The 20532-nt window shown below is 60.9% G+C and carries 22 protein-coding genes and 1 tRNA gene; 7 read left to right on the top strand and 16 right to left on the bottom strand.

The features are described from left to right. Positions 1 to 53 precede the first annotated feature (53 nt). The 6 genes from AC1DNW_RS06425 to AC1DNW_RS06400 all read right to left on the bottom strand — a co-directional run bounded on the left by AC1DNW_RS06425 (position 54) and on the right by AC1DNW_RS06400 (position 4420). On the bottom strand, positions 54 to 995 hold the full coding sequence (locus tag AC1DNW_RS06425) for an electron transfer flavoprotein subunit alpha/FixB family protein (RefSeq protein ID WP_477852236.1): 942 nt from the start codon (positions 993 to 995) through the stop codon (positions 54 to 56). Between the two features lie 22 nt (positions 996 to 1017). Further along, positions 1018 to 1767, bottom strand: a complete 750-nt coding sequence (locus tag AC1DNW_RS06420; RefSeq protein ID WP_477852234.1) for an electron transfer flavoprotein subunit beta/FixA family protein — start codon at positions 1765 to 1767, stop codon at positions 1018 to 1020. A gap of 183 nt (positions 1768 to 1950) precedes the next feature. Then, a complete protein-coding gene (locus tag AC1DNW_RS06415) occupies positions 1951 to 2736 on the bottom strand; it encodes a rhomboid family intramembrane serine protease (protein WP_113312006.1) in 786 nt (261 codons plus the stop codon). Between the two features lie 37 nt (positions 2737 to 2773). After that, positions 2774 to 3352 (bottom strand): cob(I)yrinic acid a,c-diamide adenosyltransferase, encoded by a 579-nt coding sequence (locus AC1DNW_RS06410; protein ID WP_113312007.1) that lies wholly within the window; start codon positions 3350 to 3352, stop codon positions 2774 to 2776. Positions 3353 to 3365: 13 nt separating this feature from the next. Next, a complete protein-coding gene (locus AC1DNW_RS06405) occupies positions 3366 to 3569 on the bottom strand; it encodes a twin transmembrane helix small protein (protein ID WP_113299075.1) in 204 nt (67 codons plus the stop codon). Positions 3570 to 3586: 17 nt separating this feature from the next. Next, a complete protein-coding gene (locus tag AC1DNW_RS06400) occupies positions 3587 to 4420 on the bottom strand; it encodes an SDR family oxidoreductase (RefSeq protein WP_113312008.1) in 834 nt (277 codons plus the stop codon). 68 nt (positions 4421 to 4488) lie between these two features. Here AC1DNW_RS06400 and AC1DNW_RS06395 point away from each other — a divergent pair, with 68 nt between their 5' ends. Beyond that, positions 4489 to 5460 (top strand): YihY/virulence factor BrkB family protein, encoded by a 972-nt coding sequence (locus tag AC1DNW_RS06395; protein ID WP_113312009.1) that lies wholly within the window; start codon positions 4489 to 4491, stop codon positions 5458 to 5460. Here the strand turns inward: AC1DNW_RS06395 and gluQRS are convergent. After that, the gene (gluQRS, locus tag AC1DNW_RS06390; protein ID WP_477852231.1) at positions 5425 to 6306 is read right to left on the bottom strand and encodes a tRNA glutamyl-Q(34) synthetase GluQRS; all 882 of its coding nucleotides are present in this window, start codon (positions 6304 to 6306) and stop codon (positions 5425 to 5427) included. The genes AC1DNW_RS06395 and gluQRS overlap by 36 nt on opposite strands. Between gluQRS and AC1DNW_RS06385 the strand changes: the two genes are divergently transcribed. Then, entirely contained in the window at positions 6305 to 6991 is a 687-nt protein-coding gene (locus AC1DNW_RS06385) for a DNA-3-methyladenine glycosylase family protein (RefSeq protein WP_477852229.1), read from the top strand. The genes gluQRS and AC1DNW_RS06385 overlap by 2 nt on opposite strands. Positions 6992 to 7103: 112 nt before the next feature. Further along, positions 7104 to 7661 (top strand): HNH endonuclease, encoded by a 558-nt coding sequence (locus tag AC1DNW_RS06380; protein ID WP_113299070.1) that lies wholly within the window; start codon positions 7104 to 7106, stop codon positions 7659 to 7661. A 9-nt stretch (positions 7662 to 7670) separates the two neighbouring features. On the opposite strand, the gene AC1DNW_RS06375 is transcribed toward AC1DNW_RS06380, so the two are convergent. Next, positions 7671 to 8186 (bottom strand): disulfide bond formation protein B, encoded by a 516-nt coding sequence (locus AC1DNW_RS06375; protein ID WP_113299069.1) that lies wholly within the window; start codon positions 8184 to 8186, stop codon positions 7671 to 7673. Between the two features lie 22 nt (positions 8187 to 8208). Further along, a complete protein-coding gene (locus AC1DNW_RS06370) occupies positions 8209 to 8799 on the bottom strand; it encodes a YqaA family protein (protein WP_113299068.1) in 591 nt (196 codons plus the stop codon). 195 nt (positions 8800 to 8994) lie between these two features. Here AC1DNW_RS06370 and AC1DNW_RS06365 point away from each other — a divergent pair, with 195 nt between their 5' ends. Continuing rightward, the gene (locus AC1DNW_RS06365) at positions 8995 to 9297 is read left to right on the top strand and encodes a hypothetical protein (RefSeq protein ID WP_477852227.1); all 303 of its coding nucleotides are present in this window, start codon (positions 8995 to 8997) and stop codon (positions 9295 to 9297) included. 93 nt (positions 9298 to 9390) lie between these two features. Here AC1DNW_RS06365 and AC1DNW_RS06360 read toward each other — a convergent pair whose 3' ends face one another. Next, entirely contained in the window at positions 9391 to 11136 is a 1746-nt protein-coding gene (locus AC1DNW_RS06360; RefSeq protein ID WP_113299067.1) for a cation:proton antiporter domain-containing protein, read from the bottom strand. Between the two features lie 157 nt (positions 11137 to 11293). Here AC1DNW_RS06360 and AC1DNW_RS06355 point away from each other — a divergent pair, with 157 nt between their 5' ends. Continuing rightward, positions 11294 to 11605 carry a hypothetical protein gene (locus tag AC1DNW_RS06355; RefSeq protein ID WP_113299066.1) on the top strand — a complete coding sequence of 104 codons (312 nt, stop codon included), beginning with the start codon at positions 11294 to 11296 and terminating at the stop codon, positions 11603 to 11605. Positions 11606 to 11722: 117 nt separating this feature from the next. Here the strand turns inward: AC1DNW_RS06355 and AC1DNW_RS06350 are convergent. Both AC1DNW_RS06350 and AC1DNW_RS06345 read right to left on the bottom strand, forming a co-directional pair. Next, positions 11723 to 11807: transfer RNA gene (locus AC1DNW_RS06350), tRNA-Leu, on the bottom strand. 84 nt (positions 11808 to 11891) lie between these two features. Continuing rightward, a complete protein-coding gene (locus tag AC1DNW_RS06345) occupies positions 11892 to 13187 on the bottom strand; it encodes an MFS transporter (protein ID WP_477852225.1) in 1296 nt (431 codons plus the stop codon). Positions 13188 to 13311: 124 nt separating this feature from the next. Here AC1DNW_RS06345 and AC1DNW_RS06340 point away from each other — a divergent pair, with 124 nt between their 5' ends. Next, entirely contained in the window at positions 13312 to 13890 is a 579-nt protein-coding gene (locus tag AC1DNW_RS06340) for a TetR/AcrR family transcriptional regulator (protein ID WP_113312012.1), read from the top strand. On the opposite strand, the gene AC1DNW_RS06335 is transcribed toward AC1DNW_RS06340, so the two are convergent. Continuing rightward, a complete protein-coding gene (locus tag AC1DNW_RS06335; protein WP_477852223.1) occupies positions 13887 to 14681 on the bottom strand; it encodes a class I SAM-dependent methyltransferase in 795 nt (264 codons plus the stop codon). The genes AC1DNW_RS06340 and AC1DNW_RS06335 overlap by 4 nt on opposite strands. 291 nt (positions 14682 to 14972) lie before the next feature. Then, positions 14973 to 15953: an aldo/keto reductase gene (locus AC1DNW_RS06330; RefSeq protein ID WP_113299062.1), complete on the bottom strand. Its 981-nt coding sequence runs from the start codon at positions 15951 to 15953 to the stop codon at positions 14973 to 14975. A gap of 222 nt (positions 15954 to 16175) precedes the next feature. Between AC1DNW_RS06330 and AC1DNW_RS06325 the strand changes: the two genes are divergently transcribed. Beyond that, the gene (locus AC1DNW_RS06325; protein WP_477852278.1) at positions 16176 to 17813 is read left to right on the top strand and encodes an AMP-binding protein; all 1638 of its coding nucleotides are present in this window, start codon (positions 16176 to 16178) and stop codon (positions 17811 to 17813) included. Here the strand turns inward: AC1DNW_RS06325 and AC1DNW_RS06320 are convergent. Together AC1DNW_RS06320 and AC1DNW_RS06315 are read right to left on the bottom strand one after the other, a co-directional pair. After that, complete coding sequence (locus tag AC1DNW_RS06320) at positions 17810 to 19087, bottom strand: GNAT family N-acetyltransferase (protein WP_113299061.1); 1278 nt, start codon at positions 19085 to 19087, stop codon at positions 17810 to 17812. The two genes, AC1DNW_RS06325 and AC1DNW_RS06320, sit on opposite strands and share 4 nt — an antisense overlap. After that, positions 19088 to 20503 carry an oligosaccharide flippase family protein gene (locus tag AC1DNW_RS06315; RefSeq protein WP_113312014.1) on the bottom strand — a complete coding sequence of 472 codons (1416 nt, stop codon included), beginning with the start codon at positions 20501 to 20503 and terminating at the stop codon, positions 19088 to 19090. Positions 20504 to 20532: the final 29 nt, after the last annotated feature.

Here is a 20532-nt window from a genome sequence, read left to right as displayed (position 1 = left end):
AGAAGACAATTTTCCAGTCATTCGCAAGTGCGAAAAGAAGGCAATGTGCCCGATCAGAGTGCCTTTTCGAGTTCCGGCAGAGCCTCGAAGAGGTCAGCGACAAGTCCATAGTCGGCGATCTGGAAGATCGGGGCTTCCTCATCCTTGTTGATCGCGACGATGACCTTCGAGTCCTTCATGCCGGCCAGATGCTGGATGGCGCCGGAAATGCCGCAGGCGATGTAGAGCTGCGGGGCGACGACCTTGCCGGTCTGGCCGACCTGCCAGTCGTTCGGGGCGTAACCGGCGTCAACTGCGGCGCGCGAGGCGCCGACGGCAGCGCCGAGCTTATCGGCGACCGGCAGGATGACTTCCTTGAACTTCTCGGCAGAGCCGAGTGCGCGGCCGCCGGAAATGATGATCTTGGCGGAGGTCAGCTCCGGACGTTCGGAAGCCGACAGCGCATCGGACACGAAGTTCGAAAGGCCCGGGTCAGAGACGGCCGGGATCGCTTCAACGCCAGCCGAGCCACCCTCGCTTGCAGAGGCGAAGGAGGCGGTGCGCACGGTGATGACCTTCTTGGCGTCGGTCGCCTGCACCGTCTGGATCGCATTGCCGGCATAGATCGGGCGCTTGAAGGTGTCGGGCGAAACCACTTCGATGATTTCGGAGACCTGGGCGACATCGAGGAGTGCTGCGACGCGCGGCATGACGTTCTTGCCGGTCGAGGTCGCAGCGGCGACGATCGTATCATAGCTGCCGGCCAGCGAAATGATCAGGTCGGCGAGCGGTTCGGCAAGGTTGTTTGCGAGTTCGTCGCTTTCGGCGAGCAGCACCTTGGAGACGCCGGAGAGCCTCGCAGCTGCATCGGCTGCCGCCTTGGCGCCCTTGCCGGCCACGAGAACGTGGACGTCGGTTCCCGCTTCCTTAGCAATCTGCGTTGCAGCGGTCAGGGCCTTGCCGGTCTGGTCGGAGAGGCTCGCATTGTCGTGGTCAGCCAGAAGAAGAATGGCCATGGTCGTATTCCTTTCTCGAACCTTAGAGGACGCCGGCTTCGTTCTTGAGCTTGTCGACAAGCTCGGCGACCGACTTCACCTTCACGCCCGCCTTGCGGCCGGACGGCTCTTCCGTCTTCAGCACCTTGAGGCGCGGAGCGGTGGAAACGCCGAAATCGGCCGGGCTCTTCTTGTCGAGCGGCTTCTTCTTCGCCTTCATGATATTCGGCAGCGTGGCGTAGCGCGGCTCGTTCAAACGCAGGTCGGTCGTCACGACGGCGGGAAGCTTGACCTTGATCGTCTGCAGGCCGCCGTCAATCTCACGGGTGACGGTGGCGCTGTTGCCGTCGATCTCGACCTTGGAGGCGAAGGTCGCCTGGGCCGAGCCGAGGAGGGCCGCGAGCATCTGGCCGGTCTGGTTGCTGTCGTCGTCGATCGCCTGCTTGCCAACGATAACAAGGCCCGGCTGTTCGGCGTCGGCAACACCCTTGAGGATCTTTGCCACAGTGAGCGGCTCGACCGCATCATCGGTCTCGACGAGGATGGCGCGGTCGGCGCCCATGGCGAGAGCGGTGCGCAACGTTTCCTCTGCCTTGGCGGGGCCGATCGAAACGACGATCACTTCCTCGGCCTTGCCGGCTTCCTTCAGGCGAAGGGCCTCCTCGACCGAAATCTCGTCGAACGGGTTCATCGACATCTTGACATTTGCAAGGTCGACGCCCGATCCATCCGGCTTGACGCGGATTTTCACGTTGTAATCGACAACGCGTTTGACTGGGACGAGAATTTTCATGGGGTCCTTCCTTCGAACAGAGATGGGCCTTCAACAGAGACGTCTGGGAAAATGCGCGCTTGGGCGCCGCTCCGATTGTCGAATGGCGACATGGATACGCGTTTTTCCTCCAAATACAACGCTTCCATGGCGTAGCCAGTCGATTTGAATGGCAATATATTAACGTTTACGTTCACGTCAATATTAAAGCTTGTCGCGCCCCCATGGCAGGCGAGGCGGCACAGGCATGCCCGACGCAGTAACGCGGATGGGGACCAGCCGATCTTGGACGGCGCGCGGGGTGACGATCTGCCGATCGAAAAGCGGCACACCTGGCCGGCGCAGGATGAGAATAAGCAGGGTGCCCGTGACGATGCCGCCGACATGTGCACTCCATGACACGTTGCCGTCGGGATCGATCAGCAGCATGAAGAACTGCTGACCGACCCAGAGCAGGAGCGGAATGAAGGCCGGCAGCGGCAACGGCACGCGGAAGAAGACCAGCACCCAGACCCGTACGCGCGGATGCAGCATCAGATAGGCGGCCACCACACCCGAAATCGCGCCCGATGCACCGACGAGCGGCGCTTCCGACGTCGTCATCAGCAGACCATGACAGAGGGCGCCGGCCGCAGCGCAGGCTAGGTAGAAGACGAGGAAACGCAGGTGCCCCATCGCGTCCTCGACATTGTCACCGAAGACCCAGAGGAAGATCATGTTGCCGGCAAGATGCCAGAAGCCGGTGTGGATGAAGGAATAGGTGATGTAGGTCGCTGCTTCCGGCACGATCTCCAGCCCTGGCGCCAATACCGCATGGCCAAAGATGATGGCCGGGATATAGCCGAGCCCTATGGTCGTGGCCTGCGCGACCTGCTCGCTTTCGACCGAGGTGAAAATCCAGGCCGCGATGTTTGCCGCCATCAGGCCGAGTGTGACCCACTGAACTTTAATATACTTCAGCGTATTGGCGTCGTGCAGCGGTATGAACATGAAAGCCTGCCCCCGGGCGATCGTGACTGTGGCGAGCCTACCTGTTTTTTCCGGGAACCCAAAGCACATCTGCCTTGCCTCCATCATTTGCATGACGGGCGGCAACGAACAGGAAATCGGAGAGGCGGTTGACGTATTTGAGTGCGGCGGCGCCGACAGTTTCTCCTTCGCTGCGGGCAAGTGCGACCATCAGCCGTTCGGCGCGCCGCGCGATCGTGCGAGCGAGGTGCAGATGGGCGGCGGCGGGGCTGCCGCCTGGCAGCACGAAGGATTTCAGCGGCTCCAGATCGGCATTCAGCCTGTCGATGTCCTGCTCCAGCCGGTTCACCTGGCTTTCGACGATGCGCAGCGGCTCGTAGGCCGGCGGCTCAGCAGTTTCGGGTGTGGCGAGGTCGGCGCCGAGATCGAAGAGGTCGTTCTGGATCAGCGCCAGCATGGCGTCGAGTTCGGCCAGCTCCGCCGTGTGCAATCTTGTCACGCCGATCGCCGAATTGGCTTCGTCGATGGTGCCGTAGGCTTCGACGCGCAGGTCGTGTTTGGCGCGGCGCGGGCCGGAGACCAGCGCAGTCGTGCCATCATCGCCGGTTCTGGTGTAAATCTTGTTGAGCTTTACCATTGCCGCTCTCAGATCAGCTCGGGCGTCCGCCGCCAGTCAACCAGAGCGTCAGCATGATCAGGAGGACGGCGATCGCCTGCAACAGCACGCGAAGCTGCATCAGTTTGTTGGAAAGGTTTGCGTCGCCACCCTTCATCATGTTGAACAGGCCGCGGATCAAAACGAGGGCAACGAGGCCCATGACGATGATCGCGATGACGTAGGTGACCGTGGACATGGCAGTCTCTTTTCTTCTCAATCCGTCCAGCGCATCAGGCGGTAGAAGAGGTCGGCCGGAAGCAGCCTCTTCAGCCATATGCCCTGTTTAGCCGGAGTCGTTACGGGATAATGTGGCTTTGGATTTTTCGAGTTCAATGCATGCGTCAATACTGCATAGACGGCCTCGGGGCCAAGCTTGTGGCGGTTGACCGGGCCTGAGCCTTCAAGGCGGGCAAGCTGTCGGCGGTACTCGACCGCATGGGGTGAATTTTCGAGGTCGATATGTTCCTTGATCTTCGCCAGCGCGTTTGCCGTAAAGCGGCTGGTGATCGGTCCCGGTTCGATCAGGCTGACGTGAATGCCGCTTCCCTGCAGTTCCATGCGCAGGGTGACGCTCAGGCCTTCCAGCGCGAATTTCGAGGCCGTGTAGGCGCCGCGATAGCGGTAGGGCACGAGGCCGAGGATCGAGGAGCATTGCACGATACGGCCCTGGCCGTGCCGGCGCATGAAGGGAATGACCTGCCTGGTCAGTTCGTGCCAGCCGAAGACGTTGGTTTCGAACTGCTCGCGCAACACCTGTGTGGAGATATCCTCGACCGCGCCCGGCTGCCCGTAGGCGCCGTTGTTGAACAGCGCATCGATCCTGCCGCCGCTGCGTTCGGCCACTGCACCCACCAGTGCCGAGATCGTTTCGGGCTGCGTGTAGTCCATCAGGAGGGCTTCGATACCGTCTGCTTCAAGCGACGATAGATCCTTGGTTTTGCGCACCGTGGCAAAGACACGCCAGCCGTCCGCTTTCAGGGCGCGTGCGCAATAGGCGCCGATGCCGGAAGAGCATCCGGTTACGACGATGGTGCGCTGGTCGGCCATTCAATGATTCCTGTACAAAATGGGACTCGTTTCCCATATTCGCCGAAAGGATACAATTGGGAAGCCGAATGCCGAAAATCCTGCGCACGCTGTACGATGTGGTCTATGATGCCATCTGCCACCTCATCGACGATGACGGTTTTGCCATGGCAAGCCATGTGGCGCTTTCGAGCCTGCTTGCGGTCTTTCCCTTCCTGATCTTCGGCACGGCGCTCGCCAATTTCCTTGGGGCCGACCAATTTTCGATTTATGCGATCCACTTCATCTTTGACACCTGGCCGGAGGCAATCGCCAAACCGCTTTCGGATCAACTTGTCGAAGTTCTGACAATCCCCCGTGGCGGTCTTCTCACGATTTCTGTACTGGCGGCCGCTTATTTCGCTTCGAATGGCGTAGAGGCACTGCGCATCTCTCTCAACCGCGCCTACCGAGTGCAGGAAACCAGGCCGTGGTACCTGACACGTCTTTTCAGCCTCGGTTATGTTCTTGTTGCGGTCATTATTGTCGCCGCCATCAGTATCCTGCTCGTCGCCGTTCCCGTCGGTCTCAATTATGCGCGCGATTGGCTGTTGCATAACGACACTCTCGAAGTGCTTCCAGAAGTCGTGCGCCAATGGTTGCCAACGGCCGTCGACACGCTCGAAATCGTTTTCGGCTGGCGTATCTACGGGACCCTGGTGCTCCTGACACTTGGCCTTTTGGTCGTCCATCTCTGGCTGCCTTCGGGCAAGCGTCGCGTGTTCGACGTCGTTCCGGGTGTATTTCTGACCCTGCTGCTCTGGCTCGCCGGCGCGCTGATCTTTGCTTATTATCTCGCGACCTTCGCCAATTACACCGCCACCTATGCCGGCCTGGCATCCGTCATGATCGTCCTGATCTTCCTTTACATGGTGAGCGTCATCTTCATCGTCGGAGCGGAGATCAATGCGGCATTGATGAAGTTTCGGGTGTTGCGCAATTTCTCACGCACCTTTTCGGTGGTCGGGCGTGACCGCGTTGCCGGTTCAAAGCCCGACAAGACGGCGAATATCGGCAGCTGACAGACCACTTGCGCGCAATTCCGCAAGGCCGGTGTCGCTCTGGCTCTTGGAAAGCTTTCGGCCCTCTCCATCCGCAACGAGTCGATGATGGTGATAGACGGGCTGCGGCAGGTTGAGCAGGTTCTGCAGCAGCCTGTGTACCGAAGTGGCGTGGAAGAGGTCGAGGCCGCGTACGACATGGGTCACGCCCTGCAGCGCATCGTCGATGACGACGGAGAGGTGATAGCTGGAGGGGGCATCCGAGCGCGAGAGAACGACATCGCCCCAGGCGCCGGGCTCGGCCAGGATTTCGCCCTTCCGCTCATCACCGGTCTCGGTCCAGAACAGCGGTACACCGATCAGATCCAATGCCCTGTTCATGTTGAGCCTCCATGCATGTTTGAGACCGGATGCCAGCATCGCATCGCGCTCTTCCTCGCTGCGGTCACGGTCGTCGGCTGGATAGCACGGCGTGCCGTCGGGATCGCGCGGCCAGCGTTCGCCTGCTCTCTCATAGGCGGCGAGGCGTGTTTTGACTTCACCGCGCGTCAGGAAAGAGGGATAGACCAGTCCGCGTTCGATCAGTGAACGAAGAGCTGCCTGGTATTCGGGAAAATGTTCCTGTTGGCGACGGACCGGCCGTTCCCATTCAATGCCCAGCCACTCGAGATCGGTGTAAATGCCGGCCTCGAATTCTGGTGTGCAGCGCGTCAGATCGATGTCTTCGATACGCAGCAGCAGCCGGCCGTCTGCGGCCTTGGCCATGTCGTCATTCAGGAAAGCCGACAGCGCGTGACCGAGATGCAAAGGCCCATTGGGGCTCGGGGCGAAACGGAATAGGGGTTTTTGACGCGGAGTCGTGATCATGCTTTCTTCTGGCATGGATTTGAAGCGATCGCGAGGCAAGGTGCGGGTCATCAGCAATGAGAAGGATATCGAGGAGGGGCTTGCCGCTCTTCTTGTTCTCGATCCCCGGCTCGTGGCAATTGCCAGGGAGGCAGGTTCTGTCCCGCTCAGGCTTCGCGAGCCGGGATTTGCCGGCCTTGCCCACATCATCGTTTCGCAAATGGTATCGCGCGCCAGCGCTGAGGCGATCTGGCGGAGGATGCAGCCCGAGAGCGGATTGCTGAGCGCTGAGACTTACATACTGCTTCATCCCGAGGCTTGGCGTGAATTCGGACTGTCCCGCGCCAAGGCCGACACGCTGACGCGGATCGCGCAGGCCGTCGCTTCCGGGCGAATCAATCTGCACGAACTGGTCCAAAAACCACCCGGCGAAGCGCTCGCCGAACTGGTGGCGCAGAAGGGAATCGGTCCCTGGACAGCAGAGGTCTATCTGATGTTCTGCGGCGGGCATGTGGATGTGTTTCCAGCCGGCGACGTCGCACTTCAGGCCGCTGTCGCTGCGGCATTCGGTCTCGCTGAACGCCCGCCGGCCAAGGCGCTCGCGGGGCTTGCGGAAATCTGGTCGCCGTGGCGCTCGGTCGCCGCCCGGCTTTTCTGGGCTTATTACGCCGCAAAAATGCGTCGCGACCTGCTGCCGATCGGCTAACGGACGCCCTCCCTCAATTCGCCTTTATCCGCTGAATTTATTGGACTTCACAATCCTGTAACAACCGGCCTAATATACAAGTGCAGATGCCGAATCGATCCAGGAGGGCTCCTTGACGATTGCAGTCTCCCCACAGGCCCTGCCGGCGCTCGTTCTGAACGCTGACTACCGGCCGTTGAGTTATTACCCCTTGTCGCTATGGTCCTGGCAGGACGCGATCAAGGCGGTATTTCTCGACCGTGTGAACATCATCGCGGAATATGAGCACGAGGTTTCCTCACCGAGCTTCTCGATGCGGCTGCCGAGTGTCGTTTGCCTGAAAACTTATGTACAGCCATCCCGCAATCCTGCTTTCACTCGTTTCAACGTCTTCCTGCGCGACAGGTTCGAGTGCCAGTATTGCGGTGCGCATGACGATTTGACCTTCGACCACGTCACCCCGCGCGCTCATGGCGGCGAGACGACCTGGGAGAATGTCGTTGCGGCCTGCTCGCCCTGCAATCTGCGCAAGGGCAGCAAGCTTCCGAAGCAGGCAGGCATGTTCCCCGCTCAGAAGCCATACCAGCCGACGGTGCAGGATCTGCACAATAACGGCCGGCTTTTCCCGCCGAACTATCTGCACGATAGCTGGCTCGACTACCTCTACTGGGATACCGAGCTGCAGCCCTGATCGAAGCCCCTACGCAGTCTTCTTCACGCTCCAGAAGGCGAAGGCCGCGAGGATCAGGCTTGCGATCACATTCCAGCCCGCAAAAGACAGGCCGAGAACGCGTAGCGCTGCATCCGTGCAGGACGGGCCTTTGATCGTGTTCAGTTCGCCCAGAAGGTCGCCGGCATTGGTCGTCATGCTGCTTGCCGTGGTCGAGCAGGTAGCCGGGCCTGCCCAGAAATGCCATTCCACGCCCGAATGATAGACGCCCATGCCGGCGCCGACGAGCATCAGGATGCCGACGGCGAGAATGATGGCGCGCGTCATCCAGTTCGGCAGGCCGATGACGGCCGCAACAGCGCCGAGGATGGCGATCGGAATGCCGTAGTAATAGGGCTGGCGCTGCAGCAGGCAGAGCGCGCAGGGAATATAGCCGCCGATATACTGGAAGCCGAGAGCCGTTCCGACGACCACGGCCATGCCGATGGCAAGCAGCAGAGAGTAGACGACGCCCGAACGGGCAAGCGGCAGGGTGGAGGCGTTCATGGCGGAACTCCGCGAAGTTGGCTCAGTGGGCAAGATATCGGTAGGCTAGATATAGCACGATCACGAACGCCGCGCCGATGCCGACGATCTGTCCGAGGCGCTTCTCGATGAAGTGACGGATCGGCTCGCCGTAACGGCGCAGCAGCCAGGCGAGGAAGAGGAAGCGGGCGCCGCGAGCGATAATCGCTGAGACGATGAAAAGCGGCAAGCTGACGTGGATGACCCCGGACAGGATCGTCACGATCTTGATCGGCGGCAGATGCGCCAGACCTGAGGTGACGAGCAGCAGCAGGATCGTCTCGTAAGTGACGTAGGATTTCATCTGCTCGAATTCATCGAGCTTTCCATAGAACTCGAGAACCGGGCGTGCCACAGCTTCGTAGGCGTAATAGCCGAGCGCCCAGCCGGCGATGCCGCCGAGCACCGAGGCGACGGTGGCGACGATCGCATAGCGATAGGAGCGCTCGGGCTTGGCGAGTGCCATCGGCAGGAAGAGCACGTCAGCGGGAACGAGAAAGACGGAACTTTCGACGAAGGCGATGACGGCGAGCCAGACTTCGGCCGATTTTTTCGAGGCCAGAGACATGGTCCAGTCGTAAAGTCTGCGGAGCATCCGTTTCCTTTCCCTGTTGCAACGCACAAAGCATTAGGGGGCGATCACGACGCTGTAAATGCTCGGCCTGCGGCTTACCGGGTTTAGTGTTGAAAATTTCGTGATCTGCGTCGGCTCCTCCCAAAATTTCGCGGGATGGCAAGCGGGCGAATCTGCGGCAAGCTTTATGCGAGTCGAAATACCGGGTGGCATGCCATGCGATTGAGGGTGATAGAAGGCGGGCTCGCTGCGGCCGGCCAGCGGGGTCGCGGAGCCGAGAGCCGTAGGCCGGACAGCGAGGATGTCCGCCGTGAGGCGGCGCGACGTCTTGGTGCCAGCGGCTATAACCGTTCACGGGTCATGGAATTTGCCGCTGGTGTGCCGATGCCGGCCATACTCAAATATCTCGCCATGCAGATCAATTTTGCCGCCGAAGCGATTTCCAGGCTCGATCCGATCCCGGCCGATTACCATTCGGATCTCTACTGGCCGAAGATAGACGACATCACGACAGCGTGATCAGGGCTGCCCGCAGATCGCACGATGTGCGGGAATAACGGGTCCTGCGCACTGTTCCCACCTCGTGACGTTGCGGCCCGTGCGGCGGCGTTTTTACGACAGATCCATGGATTTTTCCCACTGTTGGCGCATCACGTTCATTGCGGTGCGCTTCTGTGCCATTTCACTGACGATCGTACGCAGATGCGGATGGCGCGACATGAACATGTTGAAGTCACGCCGATCCAGCACTTCGAACTGGCAAAAATCGACGGCCGTGACATCGGCAGTGCGGCGTCCGCCGCTGAGCAACGCCATTTCGCCGAAAAAGGCCCCGGGCTCGAGCCGCACAGCCCCGCTTGCAAGCCGTACCTCGACTGCGCCGGAAGAGATGAAATACATGCTGTCACCGCGATCCCCGCGGCGGATGACGCGCTCGCCGGGCGAGGCGAGTTTGGGGTTGAACAGCAGCAGCAGTTCCTCGAGCGCATCCTCGCCGACTTCGGAGAAGAGCGGGAAAGTCTCGACCAGTTGCTGGATCCGCAGATGATGCTGGCGCGCGCGTTCCTCGCCGAGCGCCCTGATCTTTTCCAGTTCCCGCGCCAGGGCATCCTGGTTCTTCCGGCCGTAGCTTTCGTAGAGACGCGGCCATTTCTTCTTGATTTTGCGGTTCAGCTTCTCCGCCACGAAGATGACGAGCGGGTTCAGTGTGATGGAGAGAATTGCTGCGGCGAGGATCAGGTCTTGTCCCTCGTGCGGCAGCAGCCCGAGCGAAACGCCAAGGCCGGCGAGAATGAAGGAGAACTCGCCGATCTGGGCAAGGCCGCCGGCTGCCGTCAGCCCCATGCCGATCGGATAACGCAACAGGGCTACGATGCCGAAGGAGATGACCGCCTTGCCGATGATGATCAGTGCCAGTGCGCCGATGACGGCGAGAGGCTGATGTACGATGATCGAAGGGTCGAAGAGCATGCCGACCGAGACGAAGAACAGCACCGAGAAGGCATTCTGCAGCGGCAGGGAATCGGCGGCGGCGCGATGGCTGAGATGGGATTCGCTCATGACCACGCCTGCGAAAAAGGCGCCGAGCGCAAAGGAAACGCCGAAGATCGCCGCCGAGCCGAAGGCGATGCCAAGCGCGATGGCGAGCACGGTGAGCGTGAAGAGTTCACGTGAGCCGGTCCGGGCAATCAATGTCAGAAGCCAGGGCACGATGCGGGGGCCAAGGAAGATCGCCATGGCAGCAAAGGCCACAACCTTCAGCAAGGTGAGTGCGATCGTCACCGAAAGCGGCAGATCGAGGCCGTGCGTGGCGGCGTCGCTTGCGTGACCGCCCAGAAGTTCGGCAAGGGCCGGCAGCAGGACGAGCGCCAGCACCATGGCGAGATCCTCGACGATCAGCCAGCCGACGGCAACGCGCCCGCCTGCGGTGTTGACGAGGTTGCGCTCTTCCAGCGCTTTCAGCAACACGACGGTGCTGGCGACCGAAAGGCTGAGCCCGAAAACGATGCCGGCGCCGAGGCTCCAGCCCCACAACTCCCCGAGACCGATGCCGAGCAGGGTCGCAAGCAGGATCTGGCCGATGGCGCCCGGAACGGCGATGCCGCGGACAGCCAAAAGATCAGATGCGGAAAAGTGCAGGCCGACGCCGAACATCAGCAAGATCACACCCATTTCGGCAAGCTGGCTCGCCAGCTCCGTATCGGCGACGAAGCCCGGTGTGAACGGGCCCATGACGATACCGGCGACGAGATAGCCGACCAGCGGCGGCAGCCGCAGCCTGTCGGCGCCATAGCCAAGAATTGCCGCGAAGACGAAGCTTATGGCTACCGTTGCGATGAGTCCCGCTTCTTGATGCATCAGCCCTCTCAAAATGCCCTGCGGCCGGCACTTTAGGATGAAGCGCCGGCAAAGTTAAAGAGTTGATTTGGATGGATCGGGCCTAAATGTCCGGCTTTTTGGCGGAACCACTAAGCTCCCGTGTCGTTGCTTATACACGACGACAAGGAGAAGAAAGATGCGAAAGATCATCATCAACTGTGCAATCGTTGCCCTTGCCCTGGGCTCGACCGCAGCCCCTGTAATGGCAGACAGCGTGACGGTCACACGCGAGCGTGCATACGACGGTTATGATCATTACGATCGGTATGACCGTGACCGGGAGCGGGCGCGTCCCGGCGTAACCATTAGCGATCGCGGCATCACGTTCGGCGCGGTGCGCGAACGTGATCGCTACCGCGATCGGGACCGTGACCGCTGTGTCACCCGCAGTGTAACCCGTCAGACCGATGAAGGCGCTGTCACGAAAACGGTTCGCCGTTGTAATTAGTCGGCAGACTGAAGATCCGGCGCTCCACTCCGCCGGGTCTTCAGCATTGTCAGCCAAGGTTCACCCCTCGCCATCGGGGCGTAGGCAAAAATGAAATCCATTTATCTTAGAGATATCTGGTGCCCCATGCCGGGGTCGAACCAGCACTTCTTTCGAAACTCGATTTTGAGTCGAGCGCGTCTACCAATTCCGCCAATGGGGCAGCGAATACGAGGCGGCTGTCTAACATGCGTTCGCCCGCGCGTGCAAGACGGCGGGCGAAGTTTTGGCGTTTGGAAATCAAGGTTTAGTGGGCGACTGCCTCACCCGGGCCAGTGAGGTCGGATTTCTTCAGCGTGATTGCCAGGATCGAAGCCAGCAGGCAGAAAGCGCCGGCGATGAAGAAGGCGGGCAGGTAGCTTTCCAGGGCCGTGCGTGACAGGCCAGCGCCGTAAGCTGCGGTCGCTGCACCCAGCTGGTGGCCGGCAAAGACCCAGCCGAAAACGAGGCCGGCTTTTTCACGGCCGAAGCGGTCGGCAGCGATCTTGACGGTCGGCGGTACGGTGGCGATCCAGTCGAGGCCGTAGAAGACGGCAAAGATCGACAGGCCGTAGAAGCTGAAATCACTGAAGGGCAGAAAAAGCAGTGAGAGACCGCGCAGGCCGTAATACCAGAAGAGCAGCCAGCGATTGTCAAAACGGTCGGAGAGCCAGCCGGAGCCGATCGTACCGAAGAAATCGAAGATGCCCATGACAGCGAGAACGCTGGCGGCGGCAACTGGCATGATGCCGAAATCGCCGCAGAGCGTCACGAAATGCGTCTGGATAAGGCCGTTGGTGCTGAGACCACAGATGAAGAAGGTGGCGAACAGGATCCAGAAAGTGGACGTCTTCGAAATCTCCCTCAGGACGGTGATCGGCGTTGCCAGTGCAGCGATGAGAGTTCCGCGTGCCGGAGCCGGCGCGATCTGGGTTTCGCCGACCGACGGCAGGTTCACGTCCGAGGGACGGTCACGCATGAAGAGCAGCACGAGAAGGGCGGCGACCATGATCATGGCGCAGACGAAGAAGACGGTGGCGCGCCAGCCGTAGCGTTCGGTCAGTTCCGCCATTAGCGGCAGGAAAACGAGCTGGCCGGTTGCCGAGCTTGCCGAGAGCATGCCGACGACGAGACCGCGATGCTTGACGAACCAGCGGGTGGAAACCGTGGCCGCCAGTACCATGGCAGTCAGGCCGGTGCCGAAGCCGACGACGACACCCCATAGCGCCAAGAGATGCCAAAGCTTGGTCATGAACAGCGAGCCGACGAAGCCGGCACCAATGAGCGCCAGCGCGAAGACGATGACCTTGCGAACGCCGAAATAGTTCATGAAGGCGGCCGCGAAGGGACCCATCAGGCCGAAGAGGATCAGGCGGACGGCGAGAGCAGAGGAAATCTGCGAGGTTTCCCAGCCGAATTCGTCCTGCAGCGGTTTGATAAGGACACCTGGCGCGCCCATTGCGCCGGCGGTTACCAGCATGGTCAGGAAGGCGGCGGCAACGACGACCCATCCATAGTGGATGTTTCGCCGGGCAAGGGATGATGCAAGGACTGCAGAGACCATGGGCAAATTCCGTTAGTGGGAAGGGGACAATACAAGGCAGTTTTACATGATGATCATCATATTTGTTGCGTATTGATGATGGACATCATATAAATTGTCAAGCGACCATTTCCGGAGACGAAAAATGCGGGTCAGCCGCGAGAAATTTGCAGAAAACCGCGAGAAGATCCTGACGGCGGCCAGCGTGCTTTTCCGCGAAAACGGGTTTGATGGCGTCGGCGTTGCCGACATCATGAAGGCTGCGGGCCTGACGCATGGCGGATTCTACGGCCATTTCGAATCGAAAGACGGTCTTGCGCTGGAGGTTAGCCGCAAGCTGATCGAGCGCGTCGAAGAGCGCTGGCGTGAATTGATCGCCAATGCGCCCGACCGACCGCTCCGGGCACTGCTCGATCACTACATTGACTGGCGCACGGTCGATGATCCCGGCGGAAGCTGTGTGTTCGCTTCACTGATCCAGGAAGTCAGCCGCAGTGAAGGTGCGGTCCGTGCAACCTTCAGCGAGGGGCTGTCCACCCTGGTCGATGTGCTGAAGGATATCGTGCCGGGTGAGACGCCGGAAGAGCGCCGCGCCAATGCGACGACCACGCTTTCCTCGATGATGGGGGCCGTTATCCTCGCCCGCGCGGTTGAGGATCGAGCGCTGGCCGAACAGTTTCTGGTGACGATGCGCCGCAAGCTCGATTCCGAGCCGCAGTCCTAGTCGCGGAAGGCGATCAGCGCGTGGCTTTCAACGGTTTCGGTGAACCTGCCGTCCGGTGACAGGGCGGCCAGTTCATTGCGGAAGGCTGCCTCGAATTCCTGTGTCTTGTCACCCAGCGCCTGTGGCGAGGTGACGGACATGGAGAAGGCACGGCCGATGATGTCTTCCGCCCCGATCACCCTTTCGTTGACGATGCCGATGCGTTCCAGATTGTGGAAGGGGGAGCGCAGGAGGATTGTCTCATGCGGGCCGAATTCCGGCGCGCGACGCAATTTGCGTTCGGCGCTTTTTTCCGGCGAATAGGTCTCCGAGAGCTGATGCAGCACGTCGCGCCAATCCGGTGTCGCGGCGATATGCTTGTCGGCGAAGAGAACGACGGCGCCGCCCGGAATGATGAGCCTGTCGAGTGCTGCAAGAGTTGCCGGCCGGTCCATCCAATGGAAGGAACGGCCCATGATGGCAAGTTTCAGCGGCGCCAGATCCGGGCCGAGATCGTAAGACGAGCCTTGGATGAACCGCACGTCGACACCGGTTTCCGCGGCATTTTCGCGTGCGACCTCCAGCATTTCCGGCTCGGGATCGAGCCCGGTCACATCGCCGCCGGCAAGGCGCGCGAAGGCGACGCCGAGCGGTCCCGGCCCGCAGCCAAGGTCGAGTATATGCTCGCCGGGGTTCAGGCCGGTTCTTTCGGTAACGCGTTCAATCAGCCTGTCAGGATAGGGAACGCGGAAACGGCTGTAATAGACAGCGGTGCTGCGAAAGCGGTGAGCGTCGAAAGGAACGATGGTCATGCGGACGGTCCTCTGTTTACCGCAAACCGCTAAGACCTAACTGTGACCGGCTCGTGATGGTCTCTTGCTGCGGGCACGCGCAGCCTCGAAAGAGGCGACGTTTTCGGCGGCCCAGCGCCACATCGGCATGATCTGCTTCCATAGGTCGCGCCCGAGCGGGGTGAGCTCATATTCCGTGGCGGCCGGTTTCGATGAAGAGGCGACAAAGAGGTCGCTTGCCTGGAAGTCCTGACTTCAGGAAGTGTAAAGAGCCTCCCCCGCCAATGCCGAGGGAGGTCGCAATCCGGCGACTTATTTGAAGCCGGCGACATTGTGCGGAATGTAGGGTGTTTCGAGTGCCGCAATATCCTCGGCACCAAGCTTCACCGACAGCGCGCCGACGGCGTCGATCAGGTGCTGTGGCTTGGAGGCGCCGATGATCGGAGCGGTGACGGCGCTTTTCTGGAGGATCCAGGCGGTGGCGACCTGCGCGCGGGAAACGCCATGGGCCTTGGCGATTTCGGCGACCTTCTCGACGATCTTCCGGTCGGCATCCTCGGCCTGCTTGTAGAGCGTCTTGCCGAATTCATCAGTCTCGCTGCGGTTGGTCTTTTCGTCCCAATCGCGGGTCAGGCGGCCACGGGCGAGCGGGCTCCAGGGAATGACGGCGATTTTCTGATCCTCACAGAAAGGCAGCATTTCCCGTTCTTCTTCGCGGTAGAGCAGGTTCACGTGGTCCTGCATGCTGACGAATTCCGTCCAGCCGTTGAGGCGGGAGGTGTAGAGCGCCTTGGCAAATTGCCAGGAATACATGGAGGAAGCGCCGATATAACGCGCCTTGCCGGCTTTGACGACATCATGGAGAGCTTCCAGCGTTTCCTCGATCGGCGTCGTATAGTCCCAGCGATGGATCTGGTAGAGATCGACATAGTCTGTGCCAAGGCGGCGCAGGCTGTTGTCGATCTCGTCGAAAATCGCCTTGCGCGACAGGCCGGCGCCATTCGGGCCGGGGCGCATGCGGTTGAACACCTTGGTCGCAAGCACGATATCCTCGCGCTTGGCGAAATCCTTGATGGCGCGGCCGACAATCTCTTCGGAGGAGCCATTGGAATAGGTGTTGGCCGTGTCGAGGAAATTGATGCCGAGATCGATCGCCTGCTTGAGCAATTTTCGGCTTTCTTCTTCCGACAGGCTCCAGGCGTGGTTTCCGCGGTCCGGGTCGCCATAGGTCATGCAGCCAAGGCAGATCTTCGAGACTTCGAGACCGGTTTTCCCGAGTTTTACATATTCCATGAAAGTGCTCCGTGATGAATTTCAGCGACTCCCGAGGCGCATGCGCATGATGTAGCGCAGAAATCGTCATAGTCTCAGCGAGCTAGCGGAGAATGTGTTCTGCCGTTAGCGCAATAATACATGATGAGCATGCGGAACGTCGTCTCATCCTTGCGGATTACATCGCTTGCACATCCGCACGGTGAGGTGTTAGCTGGTGCAGCATTTTACGAGATCATGCTTATGAAACTGCCGCCCGGCGATCGATACGACACGCTCTACCGCGATTTCTCCTGGCAGATATCAGAGGATTTTAATATCGGCCGCGTCGTCAGCGACGACTGGGCCGCGCGTGATCCCGACCGCGTCTGCCTCGAACATTTCAGCCCCGACGGCCATCACCTGTCGCTGACCTACGGCGAACTTGCCGCTCGCTCCTCGTCCCTCGCCAACGCGCTTGCGGCACTTGGCATCGGGAGGGGAGACCGTGTGGCGCTGCTCCTGCCGCAATCCTTCGAGACAGTCATTTCGCATGTGGCGATCTACAAGATGGGCGCGATCGCCCTGCCGCTTGCGCTGCTTTTCGGTGTCGAGGCGCTGGAGTACCGGCTGAAGGCTGCGGGTGCGACAGCTATCGTCACCAATGGTTTCGGGCTTGCGCGCGTCAACCAGATCCGCGAACGGCTGCCTGACGTCAAACATATCATCAGCGTAGAGGGAGCCTCCGCAAGCACGCTCGGCTTTGCCGATCTGGTCTCTGCCTATTCCTCCACTTTCGAAATTGCGCGATCGGGACCGGACGAGCCGGCGCTGATGATCTTTACGTCCGGCACGACGGGGCCGCCGAAGGGCGCGCTGCATGGTCATCGAGTTTTGGCTGGCCATATTCCCGGCATGCAGTTTGCCCACGAGGGCTTTCCGCAGTCCGGAGACAAGGTCTGGACTCCGTCCGACTGGGCCTGGGCTGGCGGGTTGCTCAATGCGTTGTTGCCAAGCCTGCTGCTCGGCGCGCCTGTCGTCTCCTCGCCGGCACAGAAATTCGATGCCGACATGGCCTATCGCATCATGGCCGAGATGAAGGTGCGCAACGCCTTCATTCCACCGACGGCGCTGCGGCTCCTGAAATCCGTCGAGGATCCACGCTCGAAATATGATCTCGTGCTGCGCACCATTGGCTCGGCAGGTGAATCCCTGGGGCGCGAGACCTACGAATGGGTGCGCCGCACGCTCGGCGTCACCGTCAATGAATTCTACGGGCAGACCGAATGCAATTTCGTGCTGGCCTCGAGTGCAGCCTTCGGCGTATCGAAGGCCGGCGCGATCGGGCGTGCCTCGCCGGGCCACAGGGTGGCTATCGTCAGCGATGAAGGCGACGAACTGCCGGTCGGCGAGCAGGGGCAGATCGGCATTGCCAGCCCAGATCCGGTGATGTTTCTCGGCTACTGGAACGATCCTGGCGCGACCGAGAGGAAGTATGCCAAGGACTGGCTGCTGACCGGCGATATCGGCCGGCAGGATGCGGAGGGCTACATCACTTTTGCCGGCCGTGACGACGATGTCATCACGTCGTCGGGATACCGCATCGGCCCGGCGGAGATCGAGGACTGTCTCATCGGCCACCCGGCCGTGCAGCTTGCGGCGGCCGTCGGCAAGCCCGATCCGCTGCGTACGGAGATCGTCAAGGCTTATATCGTGCTTTCGCCGGGTTACAGCCCGAGTGCGGAACTGGCAGCGGAAATCCGGGACTGGGTGAAGACGCGGCTTTCGATGCACGAATATCCGCGCGAGGTTGAATTCGTCGATGCCCTGCCGCTGACGACCACTGGCAAGGTCATCCGCCGGCTGTTGCGGGAAAAGGCTGCAAAGGAATCTGCAACCTAGCCGCGGCCGGCAAGCGACATGATCTTCTCGCGCAGCATCTTCGCCATGTTGCGGGTGCTGCGGTACATGTGAAGCTGGGCGGCAACCTGGCGCATGTCGCGGTCGCCGTTCTGGGTGAGGCCGATCACCAGCGTGCCCATCTCCTCGCGTTCCCGCCAGAAGCGGCTCATGATCGGATGGTCGGAGACGGCGCATGAATCCGAGCGCACGACATTGGCGTCGTCGAGATGCCATTCGGTCAGTTCGCTCATCAACAGCTTGCCCGGCGAATAGCGAGAATAGCTTTCGTCATAGGCGGTCTTCCAGGTGTAGGCCTCGCCGCCCATCATCAGCACGACCACGGAGGCAATCGCCTTGCCTTTGAGGTCGATCGTGTGGATGCGCACGGCATCGATCTCCGCCAGGTTGGAGACGGCCTCGCGGGCGAAGGCGGTATGATAACGGTCGGTCACCAGCGCGCTGCGGCGCTTGCCCTTCCAGCCGCCGGCCTCCAGCGCCAGGAATTCCTCGAAGCGCATGTGAATCTCGCGCGGCTGGCGGGCAACCGTGTGGACGACCGTGCCGAGCTCTTCGAGCAGCCGCCACTGGCGGCGCATCTCGCGCAGGTGGGAAGAGGATACGGTGCGGCCGAGATAGACAATGGCGTCGTCATCGCTCTGCAACATCGGCCGCTCATAGGGATTGGCGATGGTCAGCGGCAGGTTGCGGCTCAGCGCAACGGCCTTTGCCATGCGCACGAAGATGCCGTTCAGCCGCACATCAGGCAGCACCAGCGTGCCCGGCAGGCCGAGATCCGGGGTGATCAGGCCCTCGAAGAGATTGTCCAGCGTCTCGGCCGCGTCCTCGGCATCGACCAAGGGCGTGCCGAGCGGGCCGAAGCTGTTTGCCCAGCCGCGGATGATCGATGGGCCAACGGCGAAACCGGGCTTGTCGACGGAGAAGGGCATGAGCAGGCGCATGCGGCTGCGCTTCTCGTTCAGGTCTCTGATAATGGCGAAATTGACCTGCCGATCCTCCAGCCGCGGCATGGCCGGGGCCAGGAAACGGCCGCTGAAGAAGACGTTCGGCTCCATCGCGCGGTTGGAGAGGAAGTCCAGTTCCTCCTGCAGATCGTAACCGAGCTTGCCGGGGTAAAGGCAGAGTTCACGGCCCGGCCGGCCGATTTCGATGCGCCCTTCGGCCTGCGGTGCTTCGAACTTGAGCGCGGCAAGATCGTGAACCATGCGGTTCGCGTTGCTGTCGGTACTCTCGGTGATGGGTGGTACGCGTACCATCTATCGGGCTCTCATTTCTGGCGTTGCGGCGGAAGGGGTGGCGAAAGCAAAAAGTACAAAGCCGAGCGCACGGCGCACGAAGACATGCAGCAGGATCGCTTCCACGGCCATGGCGGAGGCTGTAGCGATTGCCGTGCCGACGATGCCGTAATGCGGGATCAGCAGAATATTGAGGCCGACATTGGCGGTGAGTGCTCCGGCATAAAGGGCGACGCAGAGGTTTTGCTTGCCTGCCATCATCAGAAGCGTTTCGGCAGGACCGACGAGTGCCTTGGCGAGGATGCCGGCGAGCAGGATCGCCATCAGCATATAACCGGCCGTAAAGGCACCGCCGAAAAGCGACAGCAGAAGATGCCCGGCCGCCAGGACCACGAGACCGACGCCAAGGGCCGGCCAGAAGGTCCAGCGAGCGGCATCGATGGCCGCAGCCGCGAGATTTGCCTGGTTGCCTTCGGCAATGAGGGAGGAGAAGCGCGGGCCGGAGGCGGCCTTCACCGAGAAATTGATGAAATGCACCAGCGCCATGGTTTTGGCCGCCGCAAAGTAGATCGCGACGTCATGCGGCTCCAGGAAGATGCCGACGACGACGACGTCGGAATTGGTGAGCAGGAAGCTCATACCTTCGATCAGGAAGATCGGGAAGGCGACACCCAGCCATTCCACGAAATCCACCTTGCGGGGGCCGGCATCGTAATGCTTGCGCATCCGATAGAGCGTAGCGGCATATTGGCCGAGCGCGGTGACGAAGGTTGCCGCAAGTGCTGCCTGCATGGCGGTAACCGCCGTGTGCGGTACGCCGGAGAAGATCGCAGCCAGCATGAAAAGGATGATGAGGATCGGCCTGACAATATAGACAGGGCTGAGCGCCATGACGGGCCAATGATTGGCCCGTGACGTGCCCTCGAGGATGTCGCCGAGCGCGATCATCGGCATGGCCATGAGGCCGAGGAAGATCGGCACCAGGTAATAGCTTTCGATCCTGTCGCCGAAGAAATGCAGGCCGAGCATGCCGGCGATGAGAACGGTCGTACCTGAGAGCAGCGCGAAAACACGCGCCGTGCCGGTCAAGCCGCGGATCTCGGCAAAGGCGCCGGCAGCGCGATATTGCGGCAGGAAGCGGACGATCGCTGTGTGGAAGCCGAGGCATGAAAGATCGCCGCAGAGGACGACCAGCACCCAGACGAAAACGAAGATGCCGTATTCATATTCACCCATCAGCCTGGCGAGCACGATCTGCGACAGGAAGGCGAGTGCGGCGCTCAGAATGCGGATCGAAAAGGCGATCAGCGCCATGCGTTGCGCGGCTGCCTTGTCGCCCCGATCGGTCAGCACGGTGGCGAGCATGCGCAGCACGGGGCCGGCCATCGGCCGCAGCCCCGCCGGCAGCATTTTTTCCGCTGTTTCTATGACCGCCATTTTAACACGCAAAACTCTAAGGGCAGGGC

The sequence above is a fragment of the Rhizobium sp. 05L429 genome (genome assembly GCF_056397645.1).
This window is presented reverse-complemented; position numbering and strand designations above follow the sequence as displayed.

What these genes read in the sequence shown, in the direction of transcription:
- AC1DNW_RS06425 (WP_477852236.1), bottom strand. Translation starts at nt 995, where the DNA reads ATGGCCATTCTTCTTCTGGCTGACCACGACAATGCGAGCCTCTCCGAC.
- AC1DNW_RS06420 (WP_477852234.1), bottom strand. Translation starts at nt 1,767, where the DNA reads ATGAAAATTCTCGTCCCAGTCAAACGCGTTGTCGATTACAACGTGAAA.
- AC1DNW_RS06415 (WP_113312006.1), bottom strand. Translation starts at nt 2,736, where the DNA reads ATGTTCATACCGCTGCACGACGCCAATACGCTGAAGTATATTAAAGTT.
- AC1DNW_RS06410 (WP_113312007.1), bottom strand. Translation starts at nt 3,352, where the DNA reads ATGGTAAAGCTCAACAAGATTTACACCAGAACCGGCGATGATGGCACG.
- AC1DNW_RS06405 (WP_113299075.1), bottom strand. Translation starts at nt 3,569, where the DNA reads ATGTCCACGGTCACCTACGTCATCGCGATCATCGTCATGGGCCTCGTT.
- AC1DNW_RS06400 (WP_113312008.1), bottom strand. Translation starts at nt 4,420, where the DNA reads ATGGCCGACCAGCGCACCATCGTCGTAACCGGATGCTCTTCCGGCATC.
- AC1DNW_RS06395 (WP_113312009.1), top strand. Translation starts at nt 4,489, where the DNA reads ATGCCGAAAATCCTGCGCACGCTGTACGATGTGGTCTATGATGCCATC.
- AC1DNW_RS06385 (WP_477852229.1), top strand. Translation starts at nt 6,305, where the DNA reads ATGCTTTCTTCTGGCATGGATTTGAAGCGATCGCGAGGCAAGGTGCGG.
- gluQRS (WP_477852231.1), bottom strand. Translation starts at nt 6,306, where the DNA reads ATGATCACGACTCCGCGTCAAAAACCCCTATTCCGTTTCGCCCCGAGC.
- AC1DNW_RS06375 (WP_113299069.1), bottom strand. Translation starts at nt 8,186, where the DNA reads ATGAACGCCTCCACCCTGCCGCTTGCCCGTTCGGGCGTCGTCTACTCT.
- AC1DNW_RS06370 (WP_113299068.1), bottom strand. Translation starts at nt 8,799, where the DNA reads ATGCTCCGCAGACTTTACGACTGGACCATGTCTCTGGCCTCGAAAAAA.
- AC1DNW_RS06365 (WP_477852227.1), top strand. Translation starts at nt 8,995, where the DNA reads ATGCGATTGAGGGTGATAGAAGGCGGGCTCGCTGCGGCCGGCCAGCGG.
- AC1DNW_RS06360 (WP_113299067.1), bottom strand. Translation starts at nt 11,136, where the DNA reads ATGCATCAAGAAGCGGGACTCATCGCAACGGTAGCCATAAGCTTCGTC.
- AC1DNW_RS06355 (WP_113299066.1), top strand. Translation starts at nt 11,294, where the DNA reads ATGCGAAAGATCATCATCAACTGTGCAATCGTTGCCCTTGCCCTGGGC.
- AC1DNW_RS06345 (WP_477852225.1), bottom strand. Translation starts at nt 13,187, where the DNA reads ATGGTCTCTGCAGTCCTTGCATCATCCCTTGCCCGGCGAAACATCCAC.
- AC1DNW_RS06340 (WP_113312012.1), top strand. Translation starts at nt 13,312, where the DNA reads ATGCGGGTCAGCCGCGAGAAATTTGCAGAAAACCGCGAGAAGATCCTG.
- AC1DNW_RS06335 (WP_477852223.1), bottom strand. Translation starts at nt 14,681, where the DNA reads ATGACCATCGTTCCTTTCGACGCTCACCGCTTTCGCAGCACCGCTGTC.
- AC1DNW_RS06330 (WP_113299062.1), bottom strand. Translation starts at nt 15,953, where the DNA reads ATGGAATATGTAAAACTCGGGAAAACCGGTCTCGAAGTCTCGAAGATC.
- AC1DNW_RS06325 (WP_477852278.1), top strand. Translation starts at nt 16,176, where the DNA reads ATGAAACTGCCGCCCGGCGATCGATACGACACGCTCTACCGCGATTTC.
- AC1DNW_RS06320 (WP_113299061.1), bottom strand. Translation starts at nt 19,087, where the DNA reads ATGGTACGCGTACCACCCATCACCGAGAGTACCGACAGCAACGCGAAC.
- AC1DNW_RS06315 (WP_113312014.1), bottom strand. Translation starts at nt 20,503, where the DNA reads ATGGCGGTCATAGAAACAGCGGAAAAAATGCTGCCGGCGGGGCTGCGG.